This window comes from Kitasatospora sp. NPDC001527, from assembly GCF_040298605.1.
Lineage (GTDB): Bacteria > Actinomycetota > Actinomycetes > Streptomycetales > Streptomycetaceae > Kitasatospora.
Genome location: NZ_JBEPAM010000026.1, coordinates 35,150 through 60,661 on the forward strand (window position 1 = coordinate 35,150; position 25,512 = coordinate 60,661).

Sequence of the window (25,512 nt, forward strand, 5' to 3'; positions counted from 1 at the left end):
CCGGGCCGTTCCGGCTGACCTCGGCTGTTAGGCTTGCGAAGCGTGAGCGCGAAGCCCCAGATCCCCAATGTCCTGGCCTCCCGGTACGCCTCGGCGACCCTGGCCCAGCTCTGGTCCCCCGAGCACAAGGTGGTCCTTGAGCGCCACCTCTGGCTCGCCGTCCTGAAGGCCCAGCAGGACCTCGGTGTCGAGGTGCCCGCCACCGCCGTCGCCGACTACGAGCGGGTGATCGACCAGGTCGACCTCGCCTCCATCGCCGCCCGCGAGCGGGTCACCCGGCACGACGTCAAGGCCCGGATCGAGGAGTTCAGCGAACTCGCCGGCCACGAGCAGATCCACAAGGGCATGACCTCCCGGGATCTGACCGAGAACGTCGAGCAGTTGCAGATCCGGCAGTCGCTGGAGCACGTGCGCGACCGCACCGTCGCCGTGCTGGTCCGCCTGGGCCGGATCTCCGCCGAGCACGCCGAGCTGGTCATGGCCGGCCGCTCGCACAACGTGGCCGCGCAGGCCACCACCCTGGGCAAGCGCTTCGCGTCGATCGCCGACGAGCTGCTGGTCGCCTTCCGCCGCCTGGAGGAGCTGATCGCCCGCTACCCGCTGCGCGGGATCAAGGGCCCGGTCGGCACCGCCCAGGACATGCTGGACCTGCTCGGCGGCGACACCGACAAGCTCGCCGAGCTGGAGCGCCGGGTCGCCGCGCACCTCGGCTTCGACAACGTGCTCACCAGCGTCGGCCAGGTCTACCCGCGCTCGCTGGACTTCGAGGTGCTGACCGCCCTCGTCCAGCTGGCGGCCGCGCCGTCCAGCCTGGCCAAGACCATCCGCCTGATGGCCGGCCACGAGCTGGTGACCGAGGGCTTCAAGGAGGGCCAGGTCGGCTCCTCGGCGATGCCGCACAAGATGAACACCCGCTCCTGCGAGCGGGTCAACGGCCTGGCCGTGATCCTGCGCGGCTACGCGTCGATGACCGGCGAGCTGGCCGGCGACCAGTGGAACGAGGGCGACGTCTCCTGCTCGGTGGTCCGCCGGGTCGCGCTGCCGGACGCCTTCTTCGCCTTCGACGGCCTGCTGGAGACCTTCCTGACCGTCCTCGACGAGTTCGGTGCCTTCCCGGCCGTGATCGAGGCCGAGCTGGACCGCTACCTGCCGTTCCTGGCCACCACCAAGGTGCTGATGGGCGCGGTTCGGGCGGGCGTCGGCCGGGAGACCGGGCACGAGGTCATCAAGGAGCACGCCGTCGCCTCCGCGCTCGCGATGCGGGCCGGCGCCCGGGAGAACGAGCTGCTGGACCGGCTGGCGAACGACGAGCGGATCCCGCTGGACCGGGCCGCGCTGGACGCGCTGCTGGCCGACCGGCTGTCCTTCACCGGTGCGGCCGGGGCGCAGGTCGCCGAGGTCGTCCGGCAGATCGAGGCCGTCGCGGCCGCGTACCCGGAGGCCGCCAAGTACGCGCCGGGCGACATTCTCTGACGAAGCGCCGTCTGCCCGCCCCGGTTCGGGGCGGGCAGGTGACGCCCCGAACCGGGGGGGCGCCGGTGCCGAATGGCCGGAGCGCCCCGGGCAGGCGAGTCACCGCCCCGTCGCCGGTCAGACGGCGGGGCTCTCGCCGTGCTCGGCCCGGGTGGCGGCGGGGTGGCCGGGGTCCAGGGGCGGGGCGTTGGTGGCGCACGCGTAGCGGCAGTCCGGCTCGGCCACCGGGTGCGCGTCCTCCGGGGCCAGGACGTTGCCGTGCACGGTGACCAGCGCGATCAGACCGCCGGCCACGAGCAGCCCGGCGCAGATCAGCATCGCCGTGCGGAAGGCGGAGTCAACCGCGTCGGGGACCCGGTAGGCGTCGCCGCTCAGGCCGGCCAGCGCGGGCAGCGCGGCGACCGCCAAGAGGCCGGCCGCCCGGGCCGCGGCGTTGTTGACGCCGCTGGCGATGCCCGCGTGCCGCACCTCCACCGCCGCCAGCACGGTGGCGGTCAGCGGGGCGACCAGCAGCACCATGCCGCTGCCCATCACCGCGGCGGCGGGCAGCACGTCCGTCCAGTACGAGGCGTCGGGGCCGATCCGCAGCATCAGCAGCACGCCCGCCGCGCAGAGCATCGGGCCGACGGTGAGCGGCAGCCGGGGGCCGATCCGCTTGCCCAGCTGGCCGGCCCGGGCGGACAGCGCCAGCATGATCACGGTGATCGGCACCAGGGCCAGCCCGGAGACCAGCGGGGAGAAGCCGGAGACGATCTGCAACTGGACGACCAGCAGGAAGAAGACGCCGCTGAACGCCGCGTAGACGGCGAGGGTGACCAGGTTCACGGCGGTGAACAGCCGTGAGGAGAAGAGGCCGAGCGGCAGCATCGGCTCCGGGGTGCGGCGCTCGACGGTGATGAAGGCGGCGCCCAGCAGCAGGCCCGCCACGCCGGTGACCCAGACCACGGCGGACAGGCCGTTCCCGGCGGCGGTCAGCGCATAGGTGACCGTGCCCAGCGCCAGGGCGGCCAGCACCGCGCCGAGCACGTCGAAGCGGCCGGTCGCGGACTCGTCCCGGCTCTCCGGCACGTGCCGGGCGGAGACCACCACCACCAGCGCCGCCAGCGGCAGGTTCAGCAGGAAGATCCAGCGCCAGCCGGGCCCGTCCACCAGCCAGCCGCCGAGGAACGGGCCGACCGCCGCCGAGACCCCGCCGAACCCCGACCAGAGGCCGACGGCCGCCGAGCGGTCCTCCGGGTGGAAGACCGCCTGGAGCATCGCCAGCGAGCCGGGGGTGAGCAGCGCCCCGCCGATGCCCTGCACGGCACGCGCCAGGATCAGCACCTCGATGGTGGGCGCGGCGGCGCAGGCCGCGGAGGCGGCGGCGAACCAGACCACGCCGAGCAGGAAGACCCGGCGCCGGCCGTACCGGTCGCCGAGCGCTCCGCCGAGCAGGATCAGGCCCGCCAGGGTGAGCAGATAGGCGTTGAGCGTCCATTGCAGGGCGTCGAGCTGGGCGCCGAGATCGGCGCCGATCCGGGGCAGCGCGACGTTCACGACGGTTCCGTCGAGCATCGCCATGCTGGAGCCGAGCACCGTCGCCAGAAGTACCCAGCGACCCCGCGCGGTGCTCAACCGCAGGGTGCCGGCCTCGGAGGTGGCCACGGCCCATGGTCCGTCCCGCGGGGCCGACGTGACAAGGGTCACCGGGGGTGTGTCGGGGGATCTCCGCTGCGTGAGTGATCGTGTGCGTACCGACTCCGATGTCGGCGCAGGGTCGTGGATCACCTGCGCACTGTGAATGGATTGTGTGCGTACTGTGCATGCCTTTTCGGCGGAGTGTCACGGGGGTGCGGACTTTGGTCCCGGGTCGTGGAGATCGACATTGCTTCACCCGAACGGATGAGTTTTAGTTCAGCGACCGCCCGGCGTCAGCCCGGGTGGCCACCGGGTGGAACGCCTAGTCCTGCCGCTGCCCGGTGGTACGCAACGAACTCTGTACGGCAGGAGCGGGGGACCCACAGGTAAGTCGCCGGACCCGAATTCTTCGCGGACCGGCTTGGGGTGAAGCCGCCTTTCACGCGGCCGGGCAACTCCAGCCCGAACCCGACAGCTCACCTCGCAGGCGTCGGAGAGGACATTTTCCATGCCCGCACAGGCTCGTCGTATCGCCCTGCCCCGCGCCGCCCGGATCGGCATCGCCACCGCCGTCACCGGTGCCGCCTTCGCCCTCCCGCTGGTGACCACCGTCACCGCCCAGGCCCACGAGGTCCCGGCCGCCCCGGCCGCGAAGACCGCTCCGGCCGCGAAGACCGCTCCGGCCGCTCCCGCCGCCCCGGCCGCCCCGGCCGCCGCCCCGGTCGCGGACAGCTACAAGGTCGTCGGTGGGGACACCCTCTCGAAGATCGCCGCCGCGAAGAACGTGGACGGCGGCTGGCAGGCGCTGTACGAGCACAACCGCTCGGTCATCGGCGCCAACCCGAACCTCATCTTCCCGGGCCAGCAGCTCGCGCTCGGCGCCAAGGCCGCCCCGGCCGCCAAGCCGGCCGCGCCCGCCGCCAAGCCGAAGGTCTCGCAGGACGCGGTGAAGCCGGCCGCCCCGAAGCCGGCCGCCCCCGCCACCACCGCCGCCAAGCCGGCCGCCCCGGCCGTCAAGCCCGCCGTCCAGCCCCAGACCGTCGCCGCCCCGGTGGCGACCCCGGTCGTCGCCGCCACCTCCGGCTTCGTCGCCCCGCTGGCCAACCCGAAGCTCGGCACCGCCTACGGCGTGGCCGGCTCGATGTGGGCCTCCGGTCACCACACCGGCGCCGACTTCGTCGCCTCGACCGGGACCCCGCTGCGCGCCATCGCGGCCGGCACCGTGGTGAAGGCCGGCAACGGCGGCGCCTACGGCAACGAGGTCGAGATCAAGCTCGCCGACGGCAAGTACGCCCAGTACGCGCACCTGTCCTCGATCGGCGTCAAGGTCGGCCAGACCGTCACCGTCGGCCAGCAGATCGGCCTCTCCGGCGCGACCGGCAACGTGACCGGCCCGCACCTGCACTTCGAGGTCCGCACTGGCTCGGAGTACGGCTCGGACATCGACCCGATCGCCTACCTGCGGGCGCACGGCGTCTCGATCTGACCCTCGGGCCGGATCGCACCAGCCACCGCTGGGTGCGGGGCGAAACGACTCCTCCGGAATGGTCATGTCGGGTGACCGCTCGACCGGGTGATCGCCGCACCTCCAGTGGACCGACGGGCGCGGGACACGCCCGTCCGGCCGGCCCGGTTCGCGAGACCTCTCGCGGGCCGGGCCGGCCGTCGCCGTTTCCGGTCGAACGGGACGACCGGGGCTTCGAACGGCGCGTCAACCCTGTGAGGGTGACGGCGGGTCACCTCTCGTTGCGGGCTCGCCCGCCGCGCCCCGATGCTGTCGGGCAGTCATCGTCCGACCGGTCCGGCGGGCGGCACAGCCACGGCGGGTGAAGGGGGCCGGATGGCCGACCAGAGCGGGCAGGCGGAGTCGCGCCCGGAGGTGGACCGGCTGAAGGCGGACTCGGTCGGCCTGCCGGGCGTGGTGTTCATGGCGGTCGCCACGGCGGCGCCGATCACCGCGATGACCGGCAACCTCCCGATCGTCATCGGCCAGGGCAACGGCGCCGGCGCGCCCGCCGCGTACGTCTTCGCGACCCTGGTGCTCACCGTCTTCTCGATCGGCTACGTGGCGATGGCCCGCCATCTCACCTCGGCCGGGGCGTTCTACGGCTACATCTCGCACGGGCTCGGCCGGGTCGTCGGGATGGCGTCGGGTCTGCTGGCGGTGCTCGCCTACATCGTCTTCGAGGCGGCGGTGATCGGCTTCTTCGCGTACGCGCTGCGCGGGCTGGTCGCCGCGCAGCTGGGGGTGGAGCCGCCCTGGGGCTGGTACGCGGCGCTCGGGCTGCTGGTGATCGGGGTGATGGCCTGGTTCGACCTGCACCTGACCGCGCGGGTGCTCGGGGTGGCGCTGGTGCTGGAGGTCGCCGTGCTGGGCGCCGTCTCGCTGGCCGTGCTGCTCACCGGCGGCGGGCCGGACGGGATCGTCGGGCGGGCGGTCGATCCGCTGAACGCCTTCCGCGGCGTGGACGGGGCCGGGTCGGCGGGCGCCGGGCTGGGGCTGTTCTTCGCGTTCTGCTCCTGGGTGGGCTTCGAGTCCACCGCGATGTACGGCGAGGAGTCCCGCGACCCGAAGCGGGTGGTGCCGAGGGCGACGCTGATCTCGGTGGTCGGGGTCGGGCTGTTCTACGTCCTCGTCTCCTGGATGATCGTCTCCGGCAACGGCGTGCGGCACGCGGTGGAGGTCGCCCAGGGCCTGGTGCCGGGCAAGGACGGCACCAGCCTGTTCTTCGACCCGCTCGGCGAGCACCTCGGCGGCTGGGCGGTCACGGTGTTCCAGTGGCTGGTGGTGAGCGGCTCCTTCGCCTGCGCGATGGCCTTCCACCAGTGCGCGGCCCGGTACCTGTACGCGATCGGGCGCGAGGGGTTCATCCACCCGGCGCTCGGGCGCACCCATCCCAGGTACGGCTCGCCGCACGTCGCCTCGGTGGTGCAGTCGCTGATCGCGGTGGCGCTGGTGGCCGGGTTCCTGGCGGCCGGGCTGGATCCGTACGTGCACCTGTACACGCTGATGGCGCTGCTCGGGACGATGGCGATCCTGATCGTGCAGACGCTCTGTTCCTTCGCGGTGGTCGGCTATTTCCACGTGCAGGGCCGGCACCCGGGGACCGGGCACTGGTTCCGGACGCTGGTCGCGCCGCTGGCCGGCGGGGTGGCGATGGCGGGGGTGGTGGCCCTGTTGGTGATCCACAAGGACGCCGCCGCCGGAGCGGCCGCCGGTACGCCGCTCTTCCGGCTGATCCCGTACCTGGTGATCGGGACCTTCCTGGGCGGGATCGGGCTGGCGCTGTGGATGCGCGCCCGCCGGCCGGAGCGGTACGCCCGGATGGGGCGGATCGTCCTGGAGGACGCGGTGGAGCGCTCCGACGAGGCCGCGCCGGTGGGGATATGACGACGCGCCGGCGGACGCCGCGTCACGGCCGGCGGGCCGGCAGCGCCTGTTCGGCGGCGGTCAGCAGCTGGTGCACCCGGTGGCCGAAGTCGTCGGCGTCGCGGGCCGGTTCGGGGAAGACCAGGCGGACGTCGCGGTGGCCGTGCGGGTGGTCCAGGCGGAGCACCAGGCCGTACCGGTCGAGGGCGAGCGGGCGCACGGCGGGGAGTCCGGCGAGCAGCGCCGGGTCGAGCAGGCGGGTGAGCACGGCGAGCGCGTCCGGGTGGTCGTCGGCCAGGTGGGTGAGCAGGCCGGCCTCGTAGCGGGCCAGCGGGTCGGGGCCGGCGGCCGCGAGGTCGGCGCCGGTGATCGCGCTGGTGCCGTACGGGGTGGAGAGCACGGCGTGGGCGACGTCCAGGCGGAGGTGGACGCTCAGGCCGTCGTCGGCGAGGTGGGCGAGGTGCAGCCGGCCGGCCAGGGTGAGGCGGCCGCGGACCCGGTCGCGCACGGCGACCGGGGCGATGTCGGTGAGGTCGAGCACGACGGCGAGGCCGTCCTGCTCGCGGGCGATGGCGACGGTGAGCGGGGCGTCGAGCGGGGCGCGCAGCCGCAGCCGGGAGCCGTGCACCGAGACGGGGGTGGAGAGTTCATGGTGCTCGCCGCAGGCGCGGAGGACCACCGAGGAGGCGGCGGTGAGCAGGCCGGCGATCCGCTCGGCGGCGCTCGGCTCGGGGACCTCGGCGGTGTCGGCCGGCCCGGGAATCCCGGCGGTCTCGCCGGTCTCGCCGGTCGGGGAAGTCTCGGCGTCGAGGGGGTGCGGGCTCATGGGTGCGGGACCTCCGGCGGGCTGCCTGCCTGATAGTTAGGTGAGCCTAACCTAATGAGTCGGGGGAGGGGAGGGCAAGGCGCCGCCGGGGGCGGATGACGCGCCAGGGCCCGGACACGAGGTCCGGGCCCTGGCGCGCTCGTCGCGGGGGTCAGCCGATGACGGCCTGGGCGTCGATCTCCACCAACATCGGCTCCTGCGGCAGCTCGACGAAGATCGTGGTGCGGCAGGGCTTCACGCCGCCGGGCTCGATGTTCTCGTCGATGAACTCGGCGTAGACCTCGTTCATCAGGGGGAAGTCGGCGCGCTTGGTGAGGTACACGCGGAACATCACCACGTCCTCGATGGTGGCGCCGCCCGCCTCGACGATCGCCTTGACGTTCTCCAGCGTCCGGCGGGTCTGCGCCTTCACGTCGCCGTGGTACAGGTACTCGCCGGTGGCCGGGTCCTGCGGGCCCTGGCCGGAGACCTGCAGGATCGGGCCCTTGCGGACGCCCTGGGAGAACATCCAGGCCGGGGCGGGGGCGCCGTCGGTGCGGATCTCGGTCTTGTCGCTCATGCGGTTCGCTTCCTCGGTGGGGTGCGGTCGGGGATCGGGGGACGGTCCGGGGCGGGGTCAGGGGTGGTGCGGGAGCTGGCCGCAGTCGGCGGAGACCGCCCGGGTGGTGGCGAGCAACTGCGGCAGCAGCTCCAGCACCTGCTCGTACGGGAGGACGACGTCGGGCACGGAGATCGAGGCGGCGGCGACCACCCGGCCGCTGGCGTCCCGGATCGGCGCGGCCACGCAGTTGATGAACGCCTCGTGCTCGGCGTGGTCCTGCGCCCAGCCCTGGGCGGCGACCTTCTCCAGCTCCGCGAGCAGCGCCTCGGGTGTGGCCAGGGTGCGCGGGGTGTGCGGCACGAAGTCGATGCCGGCCACCACCCGGCGGCGCTCCGGCGCGGGCAGGTCGGCGAGCAGCACCTTGGAGACGGCGGCGCTGTGCAGCGCGGCGCGCAGGCCGATCCGCGAGTACATCCGCACCGGGTGGCGGGAGTCGTACTTGTCGATGTAGACCACCTCGCCGCCCTCGTACGCGGCCAGGTGCACGGTCTGGCCGGTGGCGGCGTTCAGCTCGGCCAGGTGCGGGGCGGCGATCCGGCGCACCCCGCGCTGTTCCAGGGCCAGGCCGGAGAGGGCGAACAGGCCCGCGCCCAGGTGGTAGCGGTAGCCGGCGTCCCGGTAGACGAATCGTTCCTCTTCGAGGGACTGGAGCAGTCGCAGCACGGTCGTCTTGTGCACGCCGAGCACCTCGGCCAGCTGGTCCAGGGAACGCTCGCCCTCGCCGAGCTCGGCGAGGATGCGCAGGGCGCGGGTGACGGTCTGGCTCATGGTGCTCCAAGGGCCGGGGCGGTGGCCGGTGCGGACAGGACAGGGGACACGATGCCATCCGCCGACACCCGGGTGGCCGCCCAGTCCTCGGGCGCGGCGTCGAGCAGGGCCGCGACCACCTCGGCCGGGGGCAGCTCGGCCTGGTCGCCGTGGGCGGTCAGGGCGCAGGCCGCGCTCAGGTGGCCCAGCCGCAGCCGGCGCCGCTGGTCGAGGCCGCGGACGGTGCCGGCCAGGTAGCCGGCGGCGAAGGCGTCCCCCGCCCCGGTCGCCTCGACCACCTCGACGGCCAGCGCCGGTTCGGTGACGGCGCTGCCGTCCCGCTCGACCGCGGTGACCAGCCGGGCGGCGTCCTTGACCACCAGGGTGGCGGGGGAGGGGAAACGCCGGCGCAGCGCGTGCGGATCGCCGGTGCCGAAGGCGGTCTCCGCCTCGTCGGCGCCGAGCAGCAGCAGGTCGGCGGCGTCCAGCAGCGGCGGCAGCACCGAGGGGTCGCGCTCGCGCCAGAGCGCGGGGCGCCAGTTGAGGTCGAAGCTGACCAGCCGGCCGGGGCGGCGGTCGGCGAGCAGGGCGCGGAGCAGGGCGAGGCAGTCGTCGGAGAGGGCGGCGGTGATGCCGGACAGGTGCAGCAGCCGGGCCCCGGCCAGCAGCCGGGCGGCGGCCGGGTCGGTCAGCAGGGCGGGGGAGAGGGCGGCGGCGGCCGAGCCCCGTCGGTGGTAGTGCAGCCGGCTGCGGCCCGGGCCGAGGTCGTGGCGCTCGCCGGTGGCGCCGCCGACCTCCTTGAGGTACAGGCCGGTCGGGCGGTGCGGGTCGACGGCGACCGCGGAGACGTCCACCCCGCGGGCGGTCAGTTCGCCGAGCAGGCGGCGGCCGAAGCCGTCGTCGCCCACCCGGCTGATCCAGGCGCTCGGCACCCCCAGGGCGGTCAGCGCACCGGCCACGTTGGACTCCGCGCCGCCGACCGAGAGGCGGAAGCTCTCCACGGACTCCAGCGGCCCGGGCCGGTCCGGGAGGAGCACGGCCATCGACTCGCCCACGCAGACGGCCACCGGGGCGGCGGGCCGCGCGGGGTCGGCGGCGGCGGGTTCCGGGGCGGATGCCGGGCCGGGGGCGGACGGGGCGGCCGCCGGACGGCCGGGCGGTGGGGTGCCCGGGCTCACGGCGGCGTCCTGGCGTGGCATCTGCTGGGCTCCTCGGAGTGCTGCGGTCCGGCCGGGTGGGGGTGCTGCGGCGAGCCGGCCTGACCCGCGTACGGCGGGCGGCTGTCGTTGACCTTCGTCCGGCGCCGATGCTAGAACCGTGCTGCCAGCATGTGCAACCCTCATTGCGCATGTTGCAACATGGCAGATGGAGGAAGACGGTGGACCAGACCTTCGCAAGCAGCGGCACCGGCCCCGGCCTCGACACCCGAGCGGTGGCGGCGCTGGCCGAGGAGGTGCTCGACTGGCGGTTCAAAGCGCTGCCCCCGGCCGCCGCGGGCCTGACCGTCCGCCAGTACCTGGAAACCGGCCCCGCCCTCGCCGACCTCGGCACCCCGCTGCTCACCCTCGACGCGGGCGCCCTCGACCACAACCTGCGCACCATGGCCCGCTGGTGCGCCGACGCCGGCGTGGCGCTCGCCCCGCACGGCAAGACCACCATGGCGCCCGCGCTCTGGCAGGCCCAGCTGGCCGCCGGCAGCCACGGCATCACCCTCGCCAACCTGCCGCAGCTGCGGGTCGCCCGGGCCTTCGGCGTCCGGCGGGTGCTGCTCGCCAACTCCCTGCTGGACCCGGCGGGCCTGCGCTGGCTGGCGGGCGAACTGGCCGCCGACCCGGACTTCGCCTTCGTCTCCTGGGTGGACTCCGTGGAGAGCGTCCGGCTGATGGACGGGGCGCTGCGCGCGGCCGGCGCCGAGCGCCCGGTGGAGGTGCTGGTCGAACTCGGCGGCCCGGGCGGGCGCACCGGCGCGCGCGGCGTCGACGCGGCGGTCGGGATCGCGGACGCCGTCCGCGCCGCGCCGACCCTCCGGCTGGCCGGCATCGGCGGCTACGAGGGCGCGTTGGCCCACGACGCGAGCGAGGCCGGGCTGGCCGCCGTGCGCGGCTACCTGCGGTCGCTGGCCGAGCTGCACGGGCGGCTCGCCGGCCGCTACGCGGACGGGGCCGCGCCGCTGGTGACGGCCGGCGGCAGCGCCTACTTCGACCTGGTCGCCGAGGAGCTGGGCGCGCTGCCGGAGGCGTTCGTGGTGCTCCGCTCGGGCGCGTACATCGCGCACGACGACGGCTTCTACCGGGGGATCTCGCCACTGGCGCGCGGGGCCGCCGGTGCCTCCGGCGGCGGGGCGCTGCGGGCCGCGCTGCACGGCTGGGCCCGGGTGGTATCCCGGCCGGAGCCGCAGCTGGCCCTGCTGGACGCGGGCAAGCGCGACCTGCCGTTCGACGAGGGCCTGCCGGAGCCGCAGGCGGTGCGGGGCGGCGCCGAGCTGACGGGCACGGCGGCGCGGATCACCGCGCTCAACGACCAGCACGCCTTCCTGCGCGACGCGGGCGACCTCGCCCCGGTCGGCGCGGTGCTGCGGCTCGGGGTCTCGCACCCGTGCACGGCCTTCGACAAGTGGGCGCTGATCCCCGTGCTGGACGACGCCTCGGCGGCGGAGCCGAAGGTCACCGGGCTGGTCAGGACGTTCTTCTGATGGGCGGGGCACCGGGCGACGGCCGTGGCGCGGTCCCCCGTGGCACGACCGTCCGGGGCGCGACCGCCCGGGGCACGGTCTTCCGGGGCGCCACCGTCGTCGACGGCACGGGCGCCGGGCGGTACCGGGCGGACGTCCGGATCGCCGACGGGGTGATCGTCGAGGTCGCCGACCCCGGCACCGCGGCGGGCGGCGCGGCGCGCACGGTGGACGCGGACGGGCTGGTGCTGGCCCCCGGGTTCATCGACATGCACGCCCACTCCGACCTCGCCCTGCTGCGCGAACCCGAGCACCCGGCCAAGGTCACCCAGGGCGTCACCTGCGAGGTCCTCGGCCAGGACGGCCTGTCCTACGCGCCGGTCGACGACACCACGCTGCCCGCGCTGCGCCGCCAGATCGCCGGCTGGAACGGCGACCCGGAGGGTTTCGACTGGGACTGGCGGACCGTCGGCGGCTACCTGGACCGGCTGGACCGCACCGGTCCCGCCGTCAACGCCTGCTACCTGGTGCCGCACGGCTCGCTGCGGATGCTCGCGGTGGGCTGGGAGAACCGGGCCCCGAGCGCGGCCGAACTCGACCGGATGCGCGAGCTGTTGGCGCAGGGCCTGGCCGAGGGCGCGGTCGGCATGTCCAGCGGTCTGACGTACACCCCCGGGATGTACGCCGGTACCGAGGAACTGGTCGAGCTCTGCCGGGTCGTCGCCGGATACGGCGGCTTCCACGCGCCGCACCAGCGCTCCTACGGCGCGGGCGCGCTGGAGGGGTACGCGGAGATGGTCGAGATCGCCCGGCGGTCCGGCTGCCCGCTCCACCTCACCCACGCCACGATGAACTTCGGCGTCAACGAGGGCCGGGCCGGCGAGCTGCTGGACCTGGTCGACCGGGCGCTCGCCGACGGGGTGGACCTCACCCTGGACAGCTACCCCTACCTGCCCGGATCCACCACCCTGGCGGCGCTGCTGCCCAGTTGGGCCACCGAGGGCGGCCCGGAGGCCACCCTGACCCGGCTCGGCGACCCGGCGGCGCGCGAGCGGATCCGCTACGAGGTGGAGGAGAAGGGCAGCGACGGCTGCCACGGAGTGGTCACCGACTGGGCGACCATCCAGCTCTCCGGTGTCGGCGCCCCGGAACTCGCCGGCGCGGTCGGCCGCACCGTCGCCGAACTCGCCGCCGAGCAGGGCCGCAGCGGCACCGAGGTCTTCCTCGACCTGCTGCTGCGGGACGGGCTGGCGACCACCATCCTCCAGCACGTCGGCCACGAGGAGAACGTCCGGGCGATCATGCGCCACCGCGCGCACACCGTCGGCAGCGACGGGCTGCTGGTCGGCGCCCGGCCGCACCCGCGCGCCTGGGGCACCTTCCCGCGCTACCTGGCCCGCTACGTCCGGGAGTCGGGCGTGCTGACGCTGGAGGAGGCGGTCGCCCGGATGACCGGGCGGCCGGCCGCCCGGCTGCGGCTGCACCGGCGCGGGCGGATCGCCGCCGGGTACCACGCCGACCTCGTCCTGTTCGACCCCGAACGCGTCCGGGACACCGCCACCTTCGAGCAGCCCAGGCGGCCCGCGGCGGGCATCGAGCACGTCTACGTGAACGGCACCGCCGTCGTCGAGGGGGGCCGCGCCACGGGCGCGCGCCCCGGGCGGGCGCTGCGCCGGACCGGGCGGGGGGCGGAGGCCGTGTGAGGTCCGGGCCCATGACGTCGAGTGCTCCGTGAATCCCAGTGAATGGATGGAAGCCCTGTGAAAGCCAATCCCGTGAACCCGAACCCGAGCCCGGTCGGCCGGAAGACCTCCGCCGAGGCCATGGTGGCGGCGGCCCGCGGCGCGCTCGCCGCCGAACCGGTGATCGCGGTCGTCCGCGCCCCGCGGATACCGGACGCCGCCGCGCTCTGCGCCGCGCTCGCGGAAGGGGGCATCACCTGGACCGAATTCACCTTCACCACACCGGATGTGACGGATCATCTGCGCGAGGCGGCGCAGGCCGGCCACCGGGTCGGGGTGGGCACGGTGCTCACCGCCGAGCAGGCCGAGAGCGGGCTCGCCGTCGGCGCGTCGTTCCTGGTCACCCCCGGGCTGCGGCCCGAGGTGGCGGACGTCGCGCACGCGGCCCGGGTCCCGGTGGTGCTCGGCGCGCTGACCGCGACCGAGGTGGCCCAGGCGGTGGACCTCGGCGCCGCCGCCGTGAAGATCTTCCCCGCCCGGGCCTTCGGCCCCGGCTACTTCAAGGACCTGCGCGGACCGTACCCGGACGTCCCGCTGGTCGCCTCCGGCGGCGTCAACGCGGGCAACGCGGCGGAGTTCCTGGCGCAGGGCGCGCTGGCGGTCTGCGCCGGGACGGACGTGGTGGCGCCGGAGGTGGTCGCGGCCGGGGACTGGGCCGAGATCACCCGGCGGGCGCGGGCGTTCACCGAGGCCTGCGCGGCGCGGTAGCGGGCGGTCGCGCGGGTCGTGGCGCGGTCGGGCGGCCGGGAGCGGTGGCCGTCCGACCGGCCGGGAGCGCGCGGTGGGTGGGCGCGCGCGGGAGCGGAAGGGGCTCGGGACGGCGCGCGCCCCGGCCCGGCGCTGCTTCCGGGAACCGCGCGACGGTCCAGGAGTGGCCGGGCCGGACTGTTGGGGCGGCCGGGATTCGACGAGAATCGGTAGCCCCCCGGCACCCGGCAGGAGGATCCACCCATGACCTCGACCCGCCCAGGCCCCGACTGGCTGACCGACGCCGTGCTCTACCAGATCTACCCCCAGTCCTTCGCCGACTCCGACGGTGACGGCATCGGCGACTTCGCGGGCATCACCGAGCACCTCGACCACCTCGCCTGGCTGGGCGTGGACACGGTCTGGCTGAACCCGTGCTTCGACTCGCCGTTCCGCGACGCGGGGTACGACGTCACCGACTACTTCGCCCCCGCCCCGCGCTACGGCACCGCCGACGACCTCGCCGCCCTCGTCGGGGCGGCGCGCCGCAGGGGCATCCGGATCCTGCTGGACCTGGTCGCCGGCCACACCTCCGACCAGCACCCCTGGTTCCGGACGTCGGCGCAGGACCCGTCGGACCACCGTTACATCTGGTCCGAGCGGCCGGTGGAGGGCTTCGTCGCCTCCCCGGGCAGCCGGGCCGGCTGGTACCGGCCGAACTTCTTCGACTGCCAGCCGGCGCTCAACTTCGGCTACGCGCGGGAGGACCCGCGGGAGCCCTGGCGCCAGCCGGTGGACGCCGAGGGCCCGCGGGCCAACCGCGCCGCGCTGCGCGCGATCATGGCCCACTGGCTCGGCCTCGGTGTGGCGGGCTTCCGGGTCGACATGGCGTCCTCGCTGGTCAAGGACGACCCCGGCTTCGTCGAGACCGGCAAGCTCTGGACCGAACTGCGCGACTGGCTCGACCGCGACCACCCGCAGGCCGCGCTGTTCGCCGAGTGGGGCGACCCGGCCGCCGCCGTCGCCGCCGGCTTCCACGCCGACTTCTTCCTCCAGTTCGGCGGCGGGGACGGCCTGCCGCTGCGCTCGCTGTGGAACAACAACGCGGGGACGGTGAAGGAGTACTGGCAGCAGGGCCCGTGCTACTTCGAGGCCGAGGGGCGCGGCACCCCGCGGGTGTTCCTGGACGCCTGGCGCTCGGCGGCCGAACTGACCGAGGGCGCCGGGCACATCGCCCTCCCCACCGCCAACCACGACTTCTCGCGGCTGGCCACCGGGCCGCGCACCGCCGACCAGCTCGCCCCGGCGTTCGCGCTGCTGCTCACCTGGCCGACCCTGCCGGCGGTCTACTACGGCGACGAGATCGGCATGCGCTTCGTGCCGGACCTGCCGGACACCGAGGGCAGCGCGCTCGGCGCGACGTACAACCGGGCCGGCTCGCGCACCCCGATGCAGTGGGCGCCCGGAGTGAACGCGGGCTTCTCCGCCGCGCCCGCCGACCGGCTCTACCTGCCGGTCGACCCGGACCCGCACCGGCCGGACGTCGCCACCCAGCGGGCCGACCCGACCTCGCTGCTGCACACCGTGCGGCGGCTGATCGCGCTGCGCCGGGCGCACCCGGGCCTGGGCACGCGGGCCTCGGTGGAGGTGCGGCACGCCGGGTACCCGCTCGTCTACACCCGGGCCGGACGCTACCTGGTGGCGGTCAACCCGCGGCGGGAGCCGGCGGTCGTCCCGGCGGAGGCGGCGTTCGGCGGGGCCGACGGGGCACGTCGGACCGCGCGGCCGCTGGACGTCCAGGGGGTGACGATCGGCGCCGCGGGCGAACTGCGGGCGGAAGGGTTCTCGTACGGGGTCTTCGAGCTGGGGTGACGCCGTAGCGGGCGAGGACGGATCGGCGGGGGCGGACTTCGGTCCGTCCCCGCAGTGGTTGTAGACTGCATCCAGATAGTTGCATTTACCACCCAATGATCCACGCAGTGATCTTCCCGTCGGAGGATGGACCGAATCCCATGAGCACATCCCGGACCACCACCGCGGCGCCCGCCCCTGGGCACGCGCTCAAGCACCTGGCACTCCACCTGCTCACCCCGCTGCTGATGTGCCTCGGCATGGCGCTCGCCTACCAGGGCGCCTTCCACCAGCCCGGGCCGCACCACCTGAAGGTCGCCGTCGTCGGCACCACCCCACAGGCGCGGGAGCTGGCCGGAGCCGTGCGGGGCGCGGCGGGCGACGCGCTGGACGTCGCGACGCTGCCCGACCGGGCGGCCGCCGAGCGGCAGCTGCTGGACCGTGAGCTGGTCGGGGCCTTCGTGCCGGACGCGGACCGCCCGGAGCTGCTGGTGGCCAAGGCGAACTCGGACACCTCGGCGATGGCGGCCGAGAAGGTGATCCAGCGCGTCGCCGGACAGCAGGGCGCGCCGCTGGCCGTCACCGATCTCACCACCCCGAGCCAGGGCGACCCGACCGGCCAGGGGCTGTTCTTCCTGCTGGTCGCGCTCAGCATCGGCTCCTACGGCAGCGTCGCGGTGATCGGCGCGGCCGGGGCGGCGCTGAGCATGCGGATCCGGGTGCTCGTCGGCCTCGGCGTCTCGCTCGTGGTGAGCGTGATCGGGATCGTCACCGCCGGGCCGGTCTTCCACGTGGTGGACCACGACCTGGCCGGGGTCTGGGCGCTCGGCTGGCTGTACGCGGCCGGGGTGATCGGCATCGGCATCGGCCTGCACGGCTTCCTCAAGCGGTGGACCACGCTGGTCATGATGGTGCTGTTCGTGATGCTGAACTTCACCAGCTCGGGCGGTGTCTACCGGCCGGACCTGCAGAACGGGTTCTTCGGCGGGCTGCACTCCTTCTGGACCGGCGCCGGCTTCCTGGAGGGCGCGCGCAGCCTGCTGTACTTCGACGGCGGCGCCGGGTTCGCCGGGAACGTGCTGGTGCTGGTGCTCTGGCTGGCGGCCGCGGGGGCGCTGGTGACCGCCGCGGCGCTGTACGAGAGGCGCGGCCTGGCCGGGGCCGGGGGTGCCCTCGGGTCCCGGGACGAGCCGGGGGCGGAGGAGGAGATGGAGGAGTCGGCGGTCGCGGTCTGACCGTCCGTCCGGACGGCGCGCGGCCGGCCGGGGGATCCTCGCGGCGGCACGGCCCGGCGGCGCCGGAGCGGCCGGGTGCGGCGTGCTCTGCTGACGCCAGGCCGCTGCCCGGCCGTCCGTCCTCCCGAGGAGTACCGCCGTGCCCCGACCGTTCCACCGATCCGCCCGCCCGGCCCGCGCCGCCCTGCTCTCCGCGGCGCCGGCCGCCGCCCTCGCGCTGGCGCTGCTGGCCGCCACCCCGGCCGTGGCCGTGGCGCCACCGCTCTCCGACCCGCGGATCGTCGCCCACTTCGACATCGCCGAGCACCTCCAGCCCGAGAACATCGCCCTGGAGCCCGACGGCTCGGTGGACCTCACCTTCTCCCTGGCCCGCCAGGTCGGCCGGGTCGGCCCGGACGGCCGGCTCACCGTCCTGGCCACCCTGCCCGCGCCCGAGCACCCGGCCACCCCCATGCTCGGCGCGGCCGTCGTCTCCGGCCTGGCCCGCGCCCACGACGGCACGCTGTACTTCACCTACGCCACCGGCACCGAGGACCTCACCGGCCTCTGGCGGCTCTGCCCCGGCGGCGAGCCCGAGCGGATCGCCGCGTTCCCCGCGGACGGCCTGCCCAACGGCCTCGCGCTGGACGAGCACGCGGGCGTGCTCTACTCCGCCGACTCGGTGCTCGGCCTGGTCCGGGCCGTTCCGCTGGACGGCGGGGCCCCGGAGGTCTGGTCCGACGACGCCCTGCTCAAGCCGGTCACCGCCTTCGGCGCCAACGGACTCAAGGTGCACCACGGCGCCGTGTGGGTCGGCAACACCGACACCGGCTCCCTGCTGCGCATCCCGGTCGGCCCGGACGGCACCGCCGGCCCGGTGGAGGTCCGCGCCACGGGCCTCGACGGGTTCGACGACTTCGCCTTCGTCGGCGCCGGGGACGACGTGCTCGCGACGCTCAACCCCTCCAGCGAGGTCGTGCACCTCGCCTCGGACGGCACCCGCCACACGGTCCTCGACGCGGCGGACGGCCTCTCCAACCCCACCTCGGTCGCGATCGGCGGCGACACCGTGTACGTGCCGAGCGCCGCATTCTTCACCCTGGCGGACCCGAACCTGCTGGCCGCGACGCTGGAGCGGTAGCGCGGACGGCCCGGCGGCGCCGGTGCGCCCCGGTCAGCGGCGGCCCGGCGGGCGGGTGAAGCAGCAGTCGCCGCAGACACCCGCGCCCGGGCCGACCCGGTAGTACAGGCAGCAGCTGGTGCGCCGGAACGCGGGGCCGGCCGGCGTCCCGGCGAACGCGCCGGTCCCGGCCAGTGGTGGGCGGCCGAGCACCTCGGCGACGAGCGCACGGGCCGGGGTGCGGCCCGCCCCGTACGCGGGGTGGGCCTCCAGCACGCGCAGCGCGCCCGCCAGCGCGGAGGCGGTGTTGCCCCGCAGCAGCCCCTCGGCGAGCGGGACCGTGCCCCGGACGGCCGCCGCCAGCTCCGCCAGCTGCCCCTCGACGACGGTCCGCCGGAAGCGGTCGGCGAGCGCAGCCCGGTCCGTCGACCCGGACCGGTACGGCACCCAGAGATCGATCGGCCCCTGCTCGGGGACCCGGACCCAGGCCCGGTCGGGGGTCAGGTCGGGCACCTCGCCGAGCAGGGCGGCCGCGCCGAGTCCCACCGAACAGAACCTGGCCGCCAGGCCGAGGTGCAGGGTCGAGGCGGCGACCCGGGCCTCGGTGGTGCCCAGCCGCCGGGCCACCTCCTGCACCCGGCCCGCCAACAGCCCGTCCGGGCCCGGGGCGTAGAGATCCCGGAGCGGTCGGTGGCCCGGCGGCGGCCCCTGGCCGGGCGTGCCGGCGGCGTCCAGGGCGAAGTACGGGCCGAGGGCGGCGAGCCGGCCGTAGTCGGGCGCTTCGCTCATCGGACCGGTCCTCCGGGGTGTGGGGCGGCGGGTGCGCGGACCGGCGGGCGGTGGGGCGTCAGCCCCGGACGGTGAAGCTGCTGGTGTCGGTCCGGAGGAACGGTACCGTGCCCTGGCAGTCCGAGACGGGTGTCCCGAACGCGCCCCAGAGCCAGCCCAGGCGGTCGTTGCGCCCCTCGTCCTGGACGGTGAGCGAGACCTTCGAGCCCAGGAACGGCACGTCCGGGAACCACGGGACGGTGCCACTGGTGATCACACCGGTGGCGATCGCGGTCCGTCCGCCCACGGCGAGGCAGGTGAGGTCGCCCTCGAAGTCGGCGACGAGCGCGCCGTCGGGGCGGTGGTGGGTGACGTGGAAGTGGCCCCGGGCGTGGCCGGGGGCGTTGTTGAGGTCCGTCCGGGCGTCGATCTCGAAGTGGACGGCATCGCCCTCCATGCCGCGGAAGTCCTTGGTGAGGGTGGCTCCGCCGCTGCCCCGCAGCCGGGCGGAGGAGGAGGCCGCGCCGGAGCCCTCCGCGGCGGAGGCGGGTGCCGCGGCGGCGACCGTCGCGAGCAGGCAGAGCGCGGTGGCGGAGGCGGCGCGGGCGGCGCGGGCGGTGGTGGTCGGGCGGAAGCGCATCGGGTCGGTCCTCTCCTGGGCCGGAGGTGGAGCGGGGAGGGCGGTTCGTTCCGCCCGTTCGGTCACGCACCACCGTGCCCGCCCGCCGGCCGTCACACCTCCCGCTGTGGTGGGGGCTTGCCCCTGCCCGGGGAGGACTTCCGCCTCCCCCCGGCGGGTGGCCCGCGTCAGCGTGGCCGGGGGAGCGGAGCATAGGCTCGGACGCATGCCTGCCGAATCCTCGGCGGACCGGTCCCCGGGCCGGTCCGCCAGCGCATCCCCCGTTCACGGCATCCGCGTTGCCGTGAGCGAGCGGGGTGGTCCGGCCGGCCGGTTCGCCGGGCTGCGGCGGCCGGCGGCGCCGGTGGCGGCGCTGTTCGCGCTCCTGCCCGTCGTGCTGGCGCACCCGGGGCAGCGCGGGGCCGCGCTGCTCCTGGCGGTGACGGCCGCCGTGGCGGCGCTGGTGGCGGCGGCGCCGTGGCCGTCGCGGCGGGTGACGCTCGCGGGGGCGGCGGGCGGGGTGGCGGCACTCTCGCTGCTGCTCGACCTCGGCTACCCGGGCCCGTACCGGTTGCCCGCGTTCTGGCTGCCGTTCGAGTGGACGGCGCTGCTGGTGCTGGCGGGGCGGGTGGCCCGGCGTTCCCGGGGCCGGTGGGCGGTCGCGGCGGGCGTGCTGACGGTCGCGGCGGTCCTGGCCGTACCGCTGCGCTGGATCCTCCGGAGCCCGCAGGGTGGCTGGTCCGGCGCGGTGGCCGTCCTGCTGCTCTCGCTGCTGCCGCTGACCGTGGTGGTCGGGGTGGCCCTCTACCTGCGGGTGCAGGACGTGCGGCGCGAGCGGGCGGTCGACCGGGCCCGGCGCGAGCAGCGGCTGGAGGTGGCGCGCGGGCTGCACGACTTCGTCGCGCACGAGGTCACCGGCATCGTGCTGGAGGCGCAGGCCGGGCAACTGCCGGGCCAGACGCCGGAGGAGACGGCCGCGCTGCTGCGGCGGCTGGAGGAGGCCGGGCTGCGCGCGCTGGACTCGATGGACGCGATGGTCGGCGCGCTGCGGGAGCCGCGCGAGGACGGGGGAGAGTCGCGCTCCCCGGTGGCGGCGGCCGGTGCCACCCGGGTGTACGGGCTGGCGGACCTGCCGGAGCTGGTGGAACGGTTCGGCGGGACCGGGCCGGTCCGGGCCCGGCTGGAGGCGGCACCGGAGGCCGCGGGCCTGCTCTCCGGGGAGGCGGAGGCCGCCGCGTACGCGGCGGTGCTGGAGGCGCTCACCAATGTGCGGCGGCACGCGCCCGGCGCCGCCGAGGCGGTGGTGCGGGTGGAGGTGCGGACGGGTGGCGACGGGGGCGCGGTGCGCGGGGTGGTCGTGTCGGTGAGCGACGACGGCGGGAGCCGGTCGGGCGTCAGGGGGCTGCTCCGGCGCCGACCGGGCAGCGGCGGCACCGGGCTGGTGGCGCTCGCCGAACGGCTCGCCGCGCACGGCGGCACGCTGGAGGCGGGGCCGCTGCGGCCGTCGGGGTGGCGGACCGGTTGCGAACTGCCCGTTCGGTAGGGGCGGGACCGGGGACGGGCGTCGAAGATCTGCCGATCGGCAGATGGCGGCGGCGCGGCGGGAGGCGATGCTCGTGGGCGTGACCGACGTGCCCGTCGAAGGAGGAGCCGCCATGGCCGCTGTACCTGTCGTTCCCGCCGCTTCCGCCGTACCCGCCGCTTCCGTCGCTTCCGCGGGGGCTTCCGGGTCGGCCCCGGGCCGTCGGGGCCGTCGGGGGCGGGGCGGGCGGCGGCCGGGGCGGCCCGTGAGCCGGGTGCCCGTCGCGGGCGCGGCCCTGGCGCTGGCCGTGCTGCTGGCCGCCGTCGCCGGCTGCGCCAGGGCCGGGGACGCCGAGCCCGAGTCGACGGTCTTCGGCTTCGGCGGCAGCACCCTGAACGTCGTGGCGCGGCATCACGTCCCGACCGACCTCGTCGCGACGGACCGTCAGGACGTCAAGATCACCCGCTGGTTCAAGGCGGACGGGATCGGCACGGAGCGGACCAGCTGGTCCCTGGAGGGGGACACGCTCACCCTGGTGGCGAGTTGCTCCGGAATCGCCAACTGCGACGCGCGGTTCCGCGTCGAAGTCCCGCCGCACGTCACGGTGTTGCGCGACGGCCGGGCGACCGACCTCAAGGGCGCCGGGAGCGCCTGAGTCCGGGAGCGCGTGCGGGGGCCCTGCGCCACGGCCCCACGGCGGGGCCGTGCGAGACTGCCGTGCGTGACGAGTCCTCACCCGGAGCCCATCCGCACGCTGATCGCCGACGACCAGGAGGCCGTGCGCCGCGGCGTGCGGCGGATCCTGGAGGCCCAGCCCGACATCACCGTCGTCGGCGAGGCGGCCGACGGGCTCGCCGCGCTCGAACTCGCGGCCCAACTGCGCCCGGACGTCGCGCTGGTGGACATCCGGATGCCCCGGATGGACGGTCTGGAGCTGACCAGGCGGCTGGCCGCACCCGGGGCGGTGACGCCGGTGCGGGTGGTGGTGCTGACCACCTTCGACCTCGACGAGTACGTCTACCCGGCCCTGCGGCACGGGGCCTCCGGGTTCCTGCTGAAACGGTCCGGCCCGGCGCTGCTGGCCGAGGCGGTCCGGGCGGCGGCGGGCGGGGAGAGCCTGATCAGTCCGTCGGTCACCGTGCGGCTGCTGCAGCACGTCACCGCGCCCCGGCGGGTGGACCGCCGCTCGGCCCCGGCGGCGCCGCTGACCGAACGCGAGGTGGAGATCGCCGGCCAGGTCGCGGCCGGGCGGACCAACGCGGACATCGCCGCCGAGCTGTTCATCTCCCCGGGCACGGTCAAGACGCATGTGGCGAGCATCCAGCGCAAGCTCGGGGTGCAGAACCGGGTCGGCATCGCCGTGCACGCCTGGGAGATGGGGTACGCGGTGCCCTCCGCGCCGTGAGGCGTGATCGGGGCGGCGCGATCGGGGCGGACGGAACCTGCGGGGTCGAGATCGGCCTCCGGATCGCTCCTCCGGCCGTGTAGGTTCGATCGTCGACCGAGGTACCAGCGGCAGACCCTGATCCTTCTGGATCTGTCGCCACTGCCTCCTGCGGTCGAACTTCCTCTGACCCCGCAGGTCCACTTCCCATCATGCGCCGGTGACGGCGGATGCACCAGGGGGCTCCGGGAAGAATTCCCCACGAATGCGAAGAATCCCCTTCGAACGGACACCGGGTGCCCGGGGGGTCAGCCGCGCAGCGCGTCCTTGCGCAGGAACCGCTTCAGACGCTGCCACGTCCAGGTGTTGATCACGTCCTCGGTGGTCAGCCAGGCGCGCTGCGCCGTGCCGATCCCGTACCGGGGGTAGGCGAGGTGCGGGGTGGCGTGCGCGTCGCTGTCGATCGCGAACTTCACGCCGTGGCGCTTGGCCCGCAGCACGTCCTCGTCCCGCAGGTCGAGGCGCTGGGGCGAGCTGTTGATCTCGATCGCGGTGCCGGTCCGGGCGGCGGCCGCGAAGACGGCGTCGAGGTCGACGTCGATCGGCCCGCGCCGGCCGATCCGCCGGGTGGTGAGGTGGCCGATGACGTGGACGTGCGGGTTCTCGCAGGCCCGGATCAGCCGGCGGGTCTGGGCGTCGCGGTCGGCGCCGAAGTGGGAGTGGACGGAGGCCACGCAGACGTCGAACCCGGCGAGGAACCCAGCCGGCCAGTCCACCGTGCCGTCCGGTCCGATGTTCAGCTCGGTGCCGTGCAGCAGCCGCATCCGCCGGCGGCGTCCGGCCAGTTCGCGCAGCCGCTCCCGCTGGGCGAGCATCTTCTCGTCGGTCATCCGCTGCATCACCAGGTCGGGCGCGTGGTCGGTGACCGCGAAGTACGCGTAGCCGCGGGCGGCCGCGGTGTCGATCATCTCCTCCAGCGTGGCCAGCCCGTCGGTCAGGTCGGTGTGGGTGTGCAGGTCGCCGCGGAGGTCCTGCTCGGTCACCAGCTCCGGCAGCTCACCGCGCAGCGCGGCCTCGATCTCCCCGCGGTCCTCGCGCAGCGGCGGCGCGATCCAGGGCAGGCCGAGCGCCGCGTACACCTCCTCCTCGCTCTCCGAGACGACCTTCTCGCCGCCCTCCACCCGGAACAGCCCGTACTCGGAGAGCTTCAGCCCGGCCCGGACCGCCATCGTCCGCAGCTTGATGTTGTGCGCCTTCGAGCCGGTGAAGTACACCAGCGCCGCGCCCCAGTCCTCCTCGGGGACCACCCGCAGGTCCACCTGGACGCCGTCCGTGGTGCGCACCGAGGTCTTGGTCGGCCCGGTGCCGATCACCTCGGCCACGAAGGGGAGCCCGGCGAGCGCGGTCATCAGCGGCGCCGAGTCCTCGGCGGTGGCCAGCACGTCGATGTCGCCGACCGTCTCGCGCATCCGGCGCAGCGAGCCCGCGTACGCGCAGCGGGTGCACCCCGGGACGGCCCGCAGCGCCGTGACGAGCTGGTCGGCCAGCGCGGTGGCGGCGTCCAGCAGGGTCCGGCCGCCGGACTGCCGCATCAGCTCGATGCCGTGCAGGATCTTCTCGCCGCTGCGCTCGCCGAGGCCGGGCACCTCGCTCAGCCGGTCGGCGCGGATCGCCTCGGCGAGTTCCTCGACGGAGGCGATGCCGAGGTCGCGGTAGAGGGCGAGGGCGCGTTTCGGGCCGACGCCGGGGACGGACATCATCGCGCGGACCCCGGCCGGGATCCTGGCCCGGAGCTCCTCCAGCGCCCCGATCCGCCCGTCGGCGAGGTACTCGGCGATCTTCTCGGCGGTGGACCTGCCGACGCCCGGGATCTGCTGGAGCCCTTTGACGTCGAGGCCGTCGATGTCCTCGGGATGGCCGCCGACCGCCCGGGCGGCCTTCTCGTAGGCGCGGGCGCGGAAGGCGTCGCCACCGGTGATCGAGATCAGGTCGGCGTACTCCTGGAGCAGTTCCCTGACCTTGTCGTTGAGCCGGGCCATGGGGTCAGTCTAGGTTCGCCGGGCTGAACGGGCCGGGCTGAACAGGCCGGGCGGTCGAGGGCCGTTGGCCCGGTGCGTCGGTGGGCCGGCGGACGGGTTCGGGGGCGCACGGCGGAGGGCGCGCGCCGGTGCGGTGCTCCCGCCGGTCGGGGGGTGACGGCCCCGCTGGTCGGAGGGGTGGCAGTGGCTCCCGGGGCCCCGGGGCCGGATTGTCACCCGGGCGGCGGAAGCGCAGGCTTGGCGCAGGGCCGGGGAAGCGGCCCGCACCGGGCCGCCGCGGTGGCGGCGCGTCCGGTCCGTGCGGGACGAGGGGCAATGGCGATGGCAGGCGGAAGGCTCTGGGGCTACGTCGCGTCGGGCGCCCGGGCGCTGGGCGGGCTCGGCCCGCTCGGGCGGTCCGGGGCGCTGGCGGGCGCGCGGCTGCTCAAGGGCGTCGGCGGGGGCGGGCGGCCGGAAGCGGACGGGCGCGCGGGGGTGGTCGGCGGTGTGGCCGGGAGGCCGGGCGCGGGCGGGCCGGGGCGTCCCGGGCCCGGCGGCATGGCGGGGCCGCAGCTGTTGACCCGTCCGGAGCTGGAACGGTTGCGCTGGACGGACCGGGCCGGCGGCTGCGTGCCGGACGCGCGGCACGTGCAGCCGGCCGAGCTGGTGGGGCGGGTGCTGCGGGGCGGCGGGCGGGCGGCGACGGTGACCGCGCGGGTCCCGGTGGGGCTGCCGGTGGTGGTCGCGGACTCCGTACGGCTGGAGGCGGCGCTGGCCGGGCTGGTGGACCACGCGATCCGCCGCAATCCGCCGGGGGCCCGGGTCCTGGTGCGGGCCGATCCTTTGCCGGGGCCGGACGGCCGGTCCGGCGGGCGGCGCGGGTCGGGCGGCGGGGACGGGACGGCCGGGGCCGGGTCGTCGGGGGCGGGGTCGTCGGGGGCCGGGTTCGCCGCGTTCTTCGGCGGGTCGGATCCGTGGGGGGTGGAGCCGGCCCGGGTCGAGCTGCGGGTGGTGGACCGGGGCGCGTCCCAGCCGCCGGAGGCGCGGCGCTGGCTGTTCGGCGGGGCGGACGGCGCCGGGGGGTACGGCGGCGGGGCCGAGCGGATGGGGCCGTCGATGGCGGGCCTGGTCCGGGCGGCCGGGGGCCGGCTGATGGTCGAGCAGACGCCCGGCGGCGGGCTCACGGTGGTCGTGGTGCTGAGCGTGGCGCGGGACTGAGTTCGAATCCGCAAAGAGTTCTTCGCAAAAACCCTTTGCGAAGGATCATTTGCGGTTCTATCGT

General features: G+C 75.5%; 21 protein-coding genes and 1 riboswitch. Of the genes, 13 read left to right on the forward strand and 8 right to left on the reverse strand.

The genetic code is table 11. The annotated features are described in order from the left end of the window. The first annotated feature begins 42 nt into the window (after nt 1–42). Complete coding sequence (gene purB / locus ABT238_RS22775) at nt 43–1,473, forward strand: adenylosuccinate lyase (protein ID WP_350561229.1); 1,431 nt, start codon at nt 43–45, stop codon at nt 1,471–1,473. A 117-nt stretch (nt 1,474–1,590) separates the two neighbouring features. On the opposite strand, the gene ABT238_RS22780 is transcribed toward purB, so the two are convergent. Further along, the gene (locus ABT238_RS22780) at nt 1,591–3,117 is read right to left on the reverse strand and encodes an MFS transporter (protein ID WP_350782554.1); all 1,527 of its coding nucleotides are present in this window, start codon (nt 3,115–3,117) and stop codon (nt 1,591–1,593) included. Between the two features lie 310 nt (nt 3,118–3,427). Next, nucleotides 3,428–3,595: riboswitch (cyclic di-AMP (ydaO/yuaA leader) on the forward strand. Between the two features lie 3 nt (nt 3,596–3,598). Between ABT238_RS22780 and ABT238_RS22785 the strand changes: the two genes are divergently transcribed. Together ABT238_RS22785 and ABT238_RS22790 are read left to right on the forward strand one after the other, a co-directional pair. Continuing rightward, nucleotides 3,599–4,576, forward strand: coding sequence for a M23 family metallopeptidase (locus tag ABT238_RS22785; RefSeq protein ID WP_350782570.1), 978 nt, complete (start codon nt 3,599–3,601; stop codon nt 4,574–4,576). 354 nt (nt 4,577–4,930) lie between these two features. Next, nucleotides 4,931–6,481, forward strand: a complete 1,551-nt coding sequence (locus tag ABT238_RS22790; protein ID WP_350561235.1) for an APC family permease — start codon at nt 4,931–4,933, stop codon at nt 6,479–6,481. Nucleotides 6,482–6,503: 22 nt separating this feature from the next. Here the strand turns inward: ABT238_RS22790 and ABT238_RS22795 are convergent, their stop codons facing one another. From ABT238_RS22795 to ABT238_RS22810, 4 genes are all read right to left on the reverse strand, one after another. After that, nucleotides 6,504–7,286 carry a DUF2470 domain-containing protein gene (locus ABT238_RS22795; RefSeq protein WP_350561237.1) on the reverse strand — a complete coding sequence of 261 codons (783 nt, stop codon included), beginning with the start codon at nt 7,284–7,286 and terminating at the stop codon, nt 6,504–6,506. A gap of 151 nt (nt 7,287–7,437) precedes the next feature. After that, nucleotides 7,438–7,845 carry a RidA family protein gene (locus ABT238_RS22800; protein WP_350561239.1) on the reverse strand — a complete coding sequence of 136 codons (408 nt, stop codon included), beginning with the start codon at nt 7,843–7,845 and terminating at the stop codon, nt 7,438–7,440. A 57-nt stretch (nt 7,846–7,902) separates the two neighbouring features. After that, nucleotides 7,903–8,655 (reverse strand): IclR family transcriptional regulator, encoded by a 753-nt coding sequence (locus tag ABT238_RS22805; RefSeq protein ID WP_350561241.1) that lies wholly within the window; start codon nt 8,653–8,655, stop codon nt 7,903–7,905. Further along, on the reverse strand, nt 8,652–9,833 hold the full coding sequence (locus tag ABT238_RS22810) for a sugar kinase (RefSeq protein WP_350561243.1): 1,182 nt from the start codon (nt 9,831–9,833) through the stop codon (nt 8,652–8,654). Before ABT238_RS22810 ends, ABT238_RS22805 begins: the two co-directional genes overlap by 4 nt. A gap of 179 nt (nt 9,834–10,012) precedes the next feature. Here ABT238_RS22810 and ABT238_RS22815 point away from each other — a divergent pair, with 179 nt between their 5' ends. From ABT238_RS22815 to ABT238_RS22840, 6 genes are all read left to right on the forward strand, one after another. Further along, nucleotides 10,013–11,326, forward strand: a complete 1,314-nt coding sequence (locus ABT238_RS22815; protein ID WP_350561245.1) for a type III PLP-dependent enzyme domain-containing protein — start codon at nt 10,013–10,015, stop codon at nt 11,324–11,326. After that, nucleotides 11,326–13,008: an N-acyl-D-amino-acid deacylase family protein gene (locus ABT238_RS22820; RefSeq protein ID WP_350782723.1), complete on the forward strand. Its 1,683-nt coding sequence runs from the start codon at nt 11,326–11,328 to the stop codon at nt 13,006–13,008. The genes ABT238_RS22815 and ABT238_RS22820 overlap by 1 nt, the downstream gene beginning before the upstream one ends. 72 nt (nt 13,009–13,080) lie before the next feature. After that, complete coding sequence (locus ABT238_RS22825) at nt 13,081–13,755, forward strand: bifunctional 4-hydroxy-2-oxoglutarate aldolase/2-dehydro-3-deoxy-phosphogluconate aldolase (RefSeq protein ID WP_350561250.1); 675 nt, start codon at nt 13,081–13,083, stop codon at nt 13,753–13,755. Between the two features lie 243 nt (nt 13,756–13,998). Beyond that, nucleotides 13,999–15,606 (forward strand): alpha-amylase family glycosyl hydrolase, encoded by a 1,608-nt coding sequence (locus ABT238_RS22830; RefSeq protein ID WP_350782762.1) that lies wholly within the window; start codon nt 13,999–14,001, stop codon nt 15,604–15,606. Nucleotides 15,607–15,746: 140 nt separating this feature from the next. After that, nucleotides 15,747–16,820 (forward strand): hypothetical protein, encoded by a 1,074-nt coding sequence (locus tag ABT238_RS22835; protein WP_350782779.1) that lies wholly within the window; start codon nt 15,747–15,749, stop codon nt 16,818–16,820. A gap of 139 nt (nt 16,821–16,959) precedes the next feature. Further along, nucleotides 16,960–17,940: an SMP-30/gluconolactonase/LRE family protein gene (locus ABT238_RS22840; protein WP_350782797.1), complete on the forward strand. Its 981-nt coding sequence runs from the start codon at nt 16,960–16,962 to the stop codon at nt 17,938–17,940. A gap of 33 nt (nt 17,941–17,973) precedes the next feature. Here ABT238_RS22840 and ABT238_RS22845 read toward each other — a convergent pair whose 3' ends face one another. Further along, a complete protein-coding gene (locus ABT238_RS22845) occupies nt 17,974–18,708 on the reverse strand; it encodes a (2Fe-2S)-binding protein (protein WP_350782813.1) in 735 nt (244 codons plus the stop codon). Nucleotides 18,709–18,766: 58 nt separating this feature from the next. Further along, nucleotides 18,767–19,327, reverse strand: coding sequence for a hypothetical protein (locus ABT238_RS22850; RefSeq protein ID WP_350561261.1), 561 nt, complete (start codon nt 19,325–19,327; stop codon nt 18,767–18,769). A 283-nt stretch (nt 19,328–19,610) separates the two neighbouring features. Here ABT238_RS22850 and ABT238_RS22855 point away from each other — a divergent pair, with 283 nt between their 5' ends. The 3 genes from ABT238_RS22855 (at nt 19,611) to ABT238_RS22865 (ending at nt 22,233) form a co-directional block, all read left to right on the forward strand. After that, the gene (locus ABT238_RS22855) at nt 19,611–20,849 is read left to right on the forward strand and encodes a sensor histidine kinase (RefSeq protein WP_350782840.1); all 1,239 of its coding nucleotides are present in this window, start codon (nt 19,611–19,613) and stop codon (nt 20,847–20,849) included. Nucleotides 20,850–21,093: 244 nt separating this feature from the next. Next, entirely contained in the window at nt 21,094–21,483 is a 390-nt protein-coding gene (locus ABT238_RS22860) for a hypothetical protein (RefSeq protein WP_350782857.1), read from the forward strand. A gap of 66 nt (nt 21,484–21,549) precedes the next feature. Beyond that, nucleotides 21,550–22,233: a response regulator gene (locus ABT238_RS22865; RefSeq protein WP_350561267.1), complete on the forward strand. Its 684-nt coding sequence runs from the start codon at nt 21,550–21,552 to the stop codon at nt 22,231–22,233. A gap of 287 nt (nt 22,234–22,520) precedes the next feature. Here ABT238_RS22865 and polX read toward each other — a convergent pair whose 3' ends face one another. Further along, complete coding sequence (polX, locus tag ABT238_RS22870; protein WP_350782896.1) at nt 22,521–24,251, reverse strand: DNA polymerase/3'-5' exonuclease PolX; 1,731 nt, start codon at nt 24,249–24,251, stop codon at nt 22,521–22,523. Between the two features lie 321 nt (nt 24,252–24,572). Here polX and ABT238_RS22875 point away from each other — a divergent pair, with 321 nt between their 5' ends. Continuing rightward, a complete protein-coding gene (locus ABT238_RS22875) occupies nt 24,573–25,448 on the forward strand; it encodes a histidine kinase (RefSeq protein WP_350782907.1) in 876 nt (291 codons plus the stop codon). Nucleotides 25,449–25,512 lie beyond the last annotated feature (64 nt).

What these genes read in the sequence shown, in the direction of transcription:
- ABT238_RS22785 (WP_350782570.1), top strand. Translation starts at nt 3,599, where the DNA reads ATGCCCGCACAGGCTCGTCGTATCGCCCTGCCCCGCGCCGCCCGGATC.
- ABT238_RS22790 (WP_350561235.1), top strand. Translation starts at nt 4,931, where the DNA reads ATGGCCGACCAGAGCGGGCAGGCGGAGTCGCGCCCGGAGGTGGACCGG.
- ABT238_RS22795 (WP_350561237.1), bottom strand. Translation starts at nt 7,286, where the DNA reads ATGAGCCCGCACCCCCTCGACGCCGAGACTTCCCCGACCGGCGAGACC.
- ABT238_RS22800 (WP_350561239.1), bottom strand. Translation starts at nt 7,845, where the DNA reads ATGAGCGACAAGACCGAGATCCGCACCGACGGCGCCCCCGCCCCGGCC.
- ABT238_RS22805 (WP_350561241.1), bottom strand. Translation starts at nt 8,655, where the DNA reads ATGAGCCAGACCGTCACCCGCGCCCTGCGCATCCTCGCCGAGCTCGGC.
- ABT238_RS22810 (WP_350561243.1), bottom strand. Translation starts at nt 9,833, where the DNA reads ATGCCACGCCAGGACGCCGCCGTGAGCCCGGGCACCCCACCGCCCGGC.
- ABT238_RS22820 (WP_350782723.1), top strand. Translation starts at nt 11,326, where the DNA reads ATGGGCGGGGCACCGGGCGACGGCCGTGGCGCGGTCCCCCGTGGCACG.
- ABT238_RS22830 (WP_350782762.1), top strand. Translation starts at nt 13,999, where the DNA reads ATGACCTCGACCCGCCCAGGCCCCGACTGGCTGACCGACGCCGTGCTC.
- ABT238_RS22835 (WP_350782779.1), top strand. Translation starts at nt 15,747, where the DNA reads ATGAGCACATCCCGGACCACCACCGCGGCGCCCGCCCCTGGGCACGCG.
- ABT238_RS22845 (WP_350782813.1), bottom strand. Translation starts at nt 18,708, where the DNA reads ATGAGCGAAGCGCCCGACTACGGCCGGCTCGCCGCCCTCGGCCCGTAC.
- ABT238_RS22850 (WP_350561261.1), bottom strand. Translation starts at nt 19,327, where the DNA reads ATGCGCTTCCGCCCGACCACCACCGCCCGCGCCGCCCGCGCCGCCTCC.
- polX (WP_350782896.1), bottom strand. Translation starts at nt 24,251, where the DNA reads ATGGCCCGGCTCAACGACAAGGTCAGGGAACTGCTCCAGGAGTACGCC.
- ABT238_RS22875 (WP_350782907.1), top strand. Translation starts at nt 24,573, where the DNA reads ATGGCAGGCGGAAGGCTCTGGGGCTACGTCGCGTCGGGCGCCCGGGCG.